Source organism: Microcoleus sp. T3_D1 (assembly GCF_036700405.1).
Lineage (GTDB): Bacteria > Cyanobacteriota > Cyanobacteriia > Cyanobacteriales > Microcoleaceae > Microcoleus.
Genome location: NZ_JAUBOV010000154.1, coordinates 1 through 6,890 on the forward strand (window position 1 = coordinate 1; position 6,890 = coordinate 6,890).

The 6,890-nt window shown below is 46.9% G+C and carries 9 protein-coding genes; 3 read left to right on the forward strand and 6 right to left on the reverse strand.

The window, feature by feature from the left end:
• Nucleotides 1–136 precede the first annotated feature (136 nt).
• The 4 genes from pyrR to QT992_RS32685 all read right to left on the reverse strand — a co-directional run bounded on the left by pyrR (nucleotide 137) and on the right by QT992_RS32685 (nucleotide 3,141).
• Nucleotides 137–670 carry a bifunctional pyr operon transcriptional regulator/uracil phosphoribosyltransferase PyrR gene (pyrR, locus tag QT992_RS32670; protein WP_333343003.1) on the reverse strand — a complete coding sequence of 178 codons (534 nt, stop codon included), beginning with the start codon at nucleotides 668–670 and terminating at the stop codon, nucleotides 137–139.
• A gap of 399 nt (nucleotides 671–1,069) precedes the next feature.
• Complete coding sequence (gene cbiB / locus QT992_RS32675; RefSeq protein ID WP_333343004.1) at nucleotides 1,070–2,149, reverse strand: adenosylcobinamide-phosphate synthase CbiB; 1,080 nt, start codon at nucleotides 2,147–2,149, stop codon at nucleotides 1,070–1,072.
• A 109-nt stretch (nucleotides 2,150–2,258) separates the two neighbouring features.
• On the reverse strand, nucleotides 2,259–2,660 hold the full coding sequence (locus QT992_RS32680) for a GFA family protein (protein WP_333148091.1): 402 nt from the start codon (nucleotides 2,658–2,660) through the stop codon (nucleotides 2,259–2,261).
• A gap of 37 nt (nucleotides 2,661–2,697) precedes the next feature.
• Nucleotides 2,698–3,141 carry an Rrf2 family transcriptional regulator gene (locus tag QT992_RS32685; RefSeq protein ID WP_006635345.1) on the reverse strand — a complete coding sequence of 148 codons (444 nt, stop codon included), beginning with the start codon at nucleotides 3,139–3,141 and terminating at the stop codon, nucleotides 2,698–2,700.
• Nucleotides 3,142–3,406: 265 nt separating this feature from the next.
• Here QT992_RS32685 and QT992_RS32690 point away from each other — a divergent pair, with 265 nt between their 5' ends.
• The 3 genes from QT992_RS32690 (at nucleotide 3,407) to QT992_RS32700 (ending at nucleotide 5,164) form a co-directional block, all read left to right on the forward strand.
• Nucleotides 3,407–3,796, forward strand: a complete 390-nt coding sequence (locus QT992_RS32690; protein WP_015179394.1) for an AbrB family transcriptional regulator — start codon at nucleotides 3,407–3,409, stop codon at nucleotides 3,794–3,796.
• A gap of 108 nt (nucleotides 3,797–3,904) precedes the next feature.
• Nucleotides 3,905–4,051: a hypothetical protein gene (locus tag QT992_RS32695; protein ID WP_333322461.1), complete on the forward strand. Its 147-nt coding sequence runs from the start codon at nucleotides 3,905–3,907 to the stop codon at nucleotides 4,049–4,051.
• Nucleotides 4,052–4,963: 912 nt separating this feature from the next.
• A complete protein-coding gene (locus tag QT992_RS32700; RefSeq protein WP_333322459.1) occupies nucleotides 4,964–5,164 on the forward strand; it encodes a hypothetical protein in 201 nt (66 codons plus the stop codon).
• Between the two features lie 159 nt (nucleotides 5,165–5,323).
• On the opposite strand, the gene QT992_RS32705 is transcribed toward QT992_RS32700, so the two are convergent.
• Both QT992_RS32705 and QT992_RS32710 read right to left on the reverse strand, forming a co-directional pair.
• Nucleotides 5,324–6,427, reverse strand: a complete 1,104-nt coding sequence (locus QT992_RS32705; protein WP_333322458.1) for a site-2 protease family protein — start codon at nucleotides 6,425–6,427, stop codon at nucleotides 5,324–5,326.
• A gap of 251 nt (nucleotides 6,428–6,678) precedes the next feature.
• Nucleotides 6,679–6,890 (reverse strand): hypothetical protein (locus tag QT992_RS32710; protein WP_333378684.1); only part of this gene is annotated, 212 nt, incomplete at its 5' end.

Consider the following 6,890-nt stretch of genomic DNA (forward strand, 5'->3'; position numbering starts at 1 on the left):
CGTCCCGCCCGTCCAAAAAGGACGGGCGGGACGCCCATCCCACAATCTTGTGGAAGTTATTTAATTCTCATTCCTAATTTAGTCGAACAGTCAGTTTTGCCCATCTAAAATCTCAAATCTCAAATCTCAAATCGTATCAACCCTTAATTAACTCCACTCCGTCCCGCCCGTCGAGATCTTGAACGTAAACCTTAACTTGTTCTTCCTTTGCAGTCGGCAACTTTTTACCCGTAAAATCCGGCTGAATCGGTACTTCTCGGTGGCCGCGATCGACTAATACCGCCAACCAAATTTTCTCCGGCCGCCCGTAATCGTTTACCGCATTCAAAGCCGCTCGACTCGTTCTGCCTTTATATATAACGTCATCTACCAACACCACGGTTTTGCCCGTCAAATCGAAAGGAATTTCTGTTTTAGCCGGTGTCCGCATCGCAACTCGATCCAAGTCATCTCGGTAAAAGGTAATATCCAAAGCGCCCACGGATACTTTGACTTGTTCGAGCACTTCAATTTGATCTGCCAAAATTTGAGCTAAAGGCACTCCTCTACTATGAATGCCCAACAGCACTAACTCCGAGGGATTCCCTGATTTTTCGACAATCTGGGAAGCGACGCGGGTGAGAGTGCGCCTCACTTCATCAGGGGATAAAATTTGGATAATTTTAGTCATGGGTTGCTGCGAGCTAATTGTTGGCTGTTGGCGGATCGAACAATTTTAGATTTTAGATAGATGGACTTGACCGATGAATCTGGGGGTTTGAACAAAGGTCAATCGATTTTAGATTTTAGATTTTAGATTTTAGATTTTAGCATTGACCCTACGGATAAATTCGGGGGCTTGTTGATCGGATACAGGTTTTTTATTTCTGGACGGATGAATCCGGGGGCTTGTATCCTGGATGCTTTCGGTCAAAACTTTTTTTGCTGCTGTCGGTGGCTGATCTCTGTCTTCTGCAGGACTTACCCCGAATGGATGAAAAGCCGATGCTGCGATTGCAATGCTTGGATCGCTAACAAGGACAGAAATACGTTATTTCTGTCTCCTGGACTGTTCGGGTGAGGTCATCAGTTAGCGACTCAAACATAATAAGGTATAAAAAAGCAATGATAGTCCCAACCAAATCAGAAAGCAATACCGAGTTAATTGCAATGCTTGGCAAATTAGCGGCGCTGCGATCGGGTGAACCGGCTCGCCTAACAGCGGTTTGTGTTTGAGAACTCCGCGATAGGAATTGGTACCTCCTAGTTGTACTCCCAAGATGGCGGCGTAAACGCACTCGCTCCAACCGGAATTGGGGCTGGCATCTTTAACAGCATCTCTCTGACAAATTTGCCAAATGTAAATCGGTTTGCCAGATATAACGGCTAAAGTAATCACTGTTAGCCGGCAAGGAATCCACGTCAGCACGTCTTCTAGTTTGGCGCTAAACCATCCTAAATCGGTGTATGGCGCTTCTTTGTAGCCGACGGTAGAATCTAATGTGCTGGCTGCTTTGTAAGCGATCGCCAAGGGGACGATCGCACTCGCCCACATCGAGTTAGGATCGATCGGGCGATCGGTAACACTTAATAATAGATGCGGCAGAGCGAACCCAAGTAAGGCATAAAATAGCGGTGCTGTCACGCCATCGACTGCATTCTCTGTTACAGTTTCTAACACTGCTCGCAGAATTTCCGGCTCGGATAAGTTTTCGGTATCCCGGCCGACGTAAAGGCTCAACCTTTCTCGCGCCTTGACTAAATCTCCAACATTTAAAGGTGCTAGCACATCTTCTGCTGCGGCCCTCAAACTGCGACCTGCAAAACAGCTTGCCAGCAAAATGGTCTGTATGGCAATACCTAAAAGAGGATGTACCCAACTAGCAGCTTGGACGATCGACCAACTGACAGTATAACTGCCTACAATCAGCCCGATCGCTAGTATTGTACCAGCACCTCGTAGCAGCAGTTTGTGCCGCTCGCCAGCGGGACGATCCTCTGCTTCAGGCATTTTACCTGCGGGATTATTCCATATATTAAAGACAAATCGAGTATAGCGGTCGATCGCCCAACCCATCGCCTGCACGGGATGCGGCCAACCCCAAGGATCGCCGATCGAATAATCCAACACCGCAGCTAAAATCAAAACAGGAAATTCATCCGGCATCATTATATATTGTGTCAAACTTGATAGTCCGGCCGAGCAGGAGCGATCGCAATGGTAGCGCAGGTTTTAACTACTCCTACCCTTGCGGAGGCAAGATTTTTGAGCTGCAATTTTAACGGCTGAGATTACTTTCGTCGCGGAGCAAGTGTACGTTCTGCTCCCAATTAACACCGTCAAAGGGTAGGATCTGAAAGTGTTCGATGGCATAGTCGTCAAGACAGCGGACGTTGACATCGAAATGATCGGGATGCGATCGGGGGCGATAGAACGAGTGAATGCCGCAAATTCGGCAGAAAGTATGTTGAGCAGTTCCTGTATTAAATGTATAGGTTGTCAAAACATCTTCGCCGCTGAGCAAGGTAAAACGTTCCGGCGGCACAATGAGGTGCAAAAATCCCTTCTTTTTACAGATAGAGCAGTTGCAATCAGATGCTTCGTGTTTGTCAACGGCGACACGGAAGCGGACAGCACCGCAGTGACAGCCGCCAAAGTAGGTAACAAGTGTTGCGTCCATGTGTGATTGCTGGCGATCGAATGAATGAACTTACCATTTAAATGATAAAGCTAGTTTCTTCCCCAAGAGCCGCTTGCCAACTGCGGACATCATAGTATAAGTCTTCGAGGGAAATACTGTACAGCGCTTCGGCAAGTTTTTTGTGCAATCGGTTCCACAAACTGAATGTTACCCAGTCCTCTGCTTGTGTCGCGTCGGGAAAATGTCGAGGTAAAGGTTCAATAGTTTCACCTACAGCCTCTAAGATTTGTCCTAAAGAGATTTGAGCGGGCTGGCGGGCTAATTGATATCCTCCTTGGGAACCCCGAACAGATTGGACTAAACCGGCTCGTCGCATTTCAATCAGCAATTTTTCTAGATACGGAGCAGGTAACTCCTGTCGCTTCGCTATCGATTTCACCGATGTCGGGCCAAAGCGAGGTTGCAAACTTAGATCCAGTAATGCTTTGACACTGTAGTGTCCGCGTGTGGTTAACTTCATGAGATTTTAAGAGCGGGGCAAATATTCAGCTAGCTGATAGCTGATAGCTTATGCTACCGAGTTTAGAGATTGCTCGCACCGGCTGCAGCTACTCCTCAAGAAAGACTGCAGGTTGTTAAAAATATTTAGATAATAGTGGTTAACAATTGAGCCGATCGGTGTAATATGGTTTTACGACCAGCTATAAAGCTAAAGTTTCTTGGTCAAACCAAAAACCAACCGAGAAAAAATCCGTACACCAGTTGAATATTTCAGGACTCAGTAAATGGCTAAAAAGAAAAATATCGAACCCCTTGAAGGCGAAGATCTGATCAAAAAGGTCAAAGACCTAGAGAACCTTACCAAGGAAGAAAAAGCTAGAGCCTGTGGCTACTACACCGTTACCAAGAACGGCGTAGAACGGGTCAACATGATGAAATTCCTGAATGCGCTGATTGATGCAGAAGGCATTCAGCTAGACGGGAAGCAAAACGGCAATGGACGCGGCGGACGCTCTGCCAGCTATCGGATTAGCGTTCAATCTAACGGCAACTTACTGATTGGAGCCGCCTACACGAAACAGATGGAACTCCAGCCAGGAGATGAATTTGAAATCTCTCTGGGACGCAAGCACATTCACCTGCGCCAAATCGATCGAGAAGAAGAAGAATCCTAGGCTTTTACGACTTGCTTTGACTTCTTGCTTGAACAGGTTGGTTTGACTTCAAGCATTGACTGCAAGCAGAGAGTTGGCTCTGAAATCTTTCTGTGAGCCTAAAAAAGTATGGCTTCTATAGATGGCAATGGCTCGACAAAAGCCACTGCCACCACTTTATATTTTCCGAGAATACCTATTCTTGCCCCTCGCTATATCCGTTTGGACAAGCGGGGGATTTTCCGCGTAGCTGTTGAAGAGAAGTTCGGCAACTGATTTTGTACCGGATGTAACGGATGAATGTTGAGTTTCGATGGTCGAGGTTCCAGGCAAGAAGCAGGTTAGGTTGAGCTACGAAACCGAACAAAGCAAGAAAATGGCGGAGGTATTCTGGGCCAAGAGTCCGTAATACCAGTTTAAAAAAAAGAATGCAACTGTCGGCAAACTCCAAAGCACGAGCTTCCTCCTTCATCCCCAATTATTTAATCTAAAATCTAAAATCGTTCGGGAGCATCTCAGTTTTGCATTTACAGTGCGAGCGTCCCCGCTCGCGTATTGTACAATACGCGAGCGGGGACGCTCGCACTACAATAAAAAAAATGCTTTTTACAAAACTGAGATGCTCCCAATCGTTCGACTGAGCGCTCACCCTCGAAGTCTAAAATCTAAAATTGTATTGTAAAACTTCATTAAGTTTCTCGTCAAAGATAGTCAGGAGTAGTATATGCTGACTGAGCAGAAGGATTTGGACTGCCCAAGCAACCGCTTTCAACGCTGCCTTTATTTACGAGGCACACCTATCACTCATGCAGCGACGCGATTGGCAAACAGATCCACAGAGGTTTGTACAAAACCGCAGATGGTTTGTTAATTAATGCGCTTCGTGAAGGGGTATTACACGATCGTGGCAAAAGCACTCCCAAAAGCATTGAGCAATGGGATAGGGAGCTGCGTAGCTGGGCCAATGCGGGTCAATCCGCTCAAAGTAAAAGTGAAGGGGGAGGGGCCGAAGGCCTCCCATGTCATGTAATAGATGACTATACTTTTACCAGCTATAAGTCTCGTGCTTGCTCATGATTTGTGTCTGTGTGGGAGGTGTTTTGAGGGCAAGGAAACACCTCGATCGCCCGTAAGTGCAATTACAGGCTGGAACAGTTAAAGTGTTAGGGAGCAATTAGTCATCAGCCTATGCCTTTGCCCCGATTCGCGACTAAAACTTCTCAACACCAAACAAAAATCCCCCTGCGTTGCGTTCTAGTGGCCTCTTTTGTGCTGCAAATCGTCGCAGCAGTTGGGATTGTCGGCTATCTGTCCTTTCGCAACGGAGACAAAGCAGTCGAAGAGCTCGCCGAGAAATTGATCGCCCAGACGGGAAAGAGAGTTGAATAAAAGCTGATTTCTTTTCTCGAACATACCCAGTAGGTAAATCAACTTAACGCTGAAGCGATCGAGCGCGGTGAATTAAACTTACAGTTAACCCCCCCGATCGCCCTTTTGGTAAGGGGAAATCGAGGGGGTTAACTATTATTTGTCAAGTATCTGAGGATATTAAGCGGGGTTCGCTTCGGCTTGTCTTTGCAACAAGCGGGCAATTTCAGCTTTTTCTACAAGTCCGACAAGGACACCATTTTCGCGAATGACCGGTAGTTCTTGTACTTTGAGTTGTTCTAGGAGGGTGACGACTTCGAGGAGGGATAATTCTGGTTTGACGGTTGTGGAAAACTCGATCGGCTTCAGGAGTTCTTTCACTAAAACTTCGGGCCAGCGTCCGGTAGGAATGGTTTTGAGGTCGTCAAGGTCGATCGCCCCTACCAATTGTCCGGCATCATCTGTTGCCAGGAACCTGCGCCAGGTATGGGCGCTACCGATAACGTAATTGTTGGCAAATTCTCTGAGGGACAAGTCTTGGGAGACGATCGGGCTTTCGGGCGTCACAGCATCTGCGGCTGTCAATCCTGCTAGTTTATTTTGGACTGTGGCATATTGTGCAGATTGACCGGCATTTTGCAGTAAGAACCAACCGATTACCAGATTCCAAATATTGCCGAATACGCCTGTAGCAATGGCAATCCAACCAATTATTTGACCGACGCGGCTAGCAAAAATTACACCTTTGTAAGGGTTGCCGGTAATTTTCCAGACGATCGCTTTGAGGATGTTGCCGCCGTCGAGGGGCAAACCGGGAATTAAGTTAAATAAGGCTAGAACTAAGTTGATGGAAGCTAAAAGTCCGACGATGGCCGCTGCGGGGCCTGTGAGACCAGCACCGATGCCGATCGCTGTTAACAAACCGGATAAAAATAAGCTAACCAACGGGCCTGCAATGGCTACCCAAAATGCTTCGGCTGGGGTTTTGGATTCTCTTTCTAAATTAGCCAGTCCGCCAAACAGAAATAGCGAAATCGATTTCACGCCAATTCCCTGTTTGATGGCTACCCAACTGTGTCCTAATTCGTGGGCTAATACGGAAGCAAATAACAGTAACGCTGTGAATAATCCCAGCATCCAGGGCACTACGGGGCCCAATGTGGGAAACAGGGCAGCTAATGCGCCGCCGTACTGCCAGGTTACTAAACCCAGAACTAAAAACCAAGATGCGTTGACAAAGAAGGGAATCCCAAACAGGTTGCCGACGCGAAATGTACCGTTCATAATGGCTACCTCTGATTTTACGAATGAGAGGTTTTTCTCTCTGTCTCCTTATCGTAACGAAACGTAACGGCGATGTTAATGCTTCAATTAGGGTGTTATCCGTCTGTGGAGGTTCGGTTTGCTGAATAATTACCGCCGACTGCGGTTTGGCCCGCTAGGGGTTAAAAATCCTTATCTCAAAACGGAAGTTCTTGCTATGAGGCTTGAGGAGGATATCTGTTTTAGTTTTCAGTTTTAGTTTTCAGTCGCTTTTAACTCAAATCTTGCACCATTGTCATGAACAGGCAAGATGCCTGTTCCACAACAGATGGATTTTCTGTTTGCACCTCTGTCAGCAACAGGCAAGATGCCTGTTCCACAACAGATGGATTTTCTGTTTGCACCTCTGTCAGCAACAGGCAAGATGCCTGTTCCACAACAGATGGATTTTCTGTTTGCACCTCTGTCATGAACAGGCAAGATG

Excerpts from the sequence above, each read along its gene's own strand:
- QT992_RS32700 (WP_333322459.1), top strand. The coding sequence starts at position 4,964 with ATGCCTTTGCCCCGATTCGCGACTAAAACTTCTCAACACCAAACAAAA.
- cbiB (WP_333343004.1), bottom strand. The coding sequence starts at position 2,149 with ATGATGCCGGATGAATTTCCTGTTTTGATTTTAGCTGCGGTGTTGGAT.
- QT992_RS32680 (WP_333148091.1), bottom strand. The coding sequence starts at position 2,660 with ATGGACGCAACACTTGTTACCTACTTTGGCGGCTGTCACTGCGGTGCT.
- pyrR (WP_333343003.1), bottom strand. The coding sequence starts at position 670 with ATGACTAAAATTATCCAAATTTTATCCCCTGATGAAGTGAGGCGCACT.
- QT992_RS32695 (WP_333322461.1), top strand. The coding sequence starts at position 3,905 with ATGGCTTCTATAGATGGCAATGGCTCGACAAAAGCCACTGCCACCACT.
- QT992_RS32705 (WP_333322458.1), bottom strand. The coding sequence starts at position 6,427 with ATGAACGGTACATTTCGCGTCGGCAACCTGTTTGGGATTCCCTTCTTT.
- QT992_RS32690 (WP_015179394.1), top strand. The coding sequence starts at position 3,407 with ATGGCTAAAAAGAAAAATATCGAACCCCTTGAAGGCGAAGATCTGATC.
- QT992_RS32685 (WP_006635345.1), bottom strand. The coding sequence starts at position 3,141 with ATGAAGTTAACCACACGCGGACACTACAGTGTCAAAGCATTACTGGAT.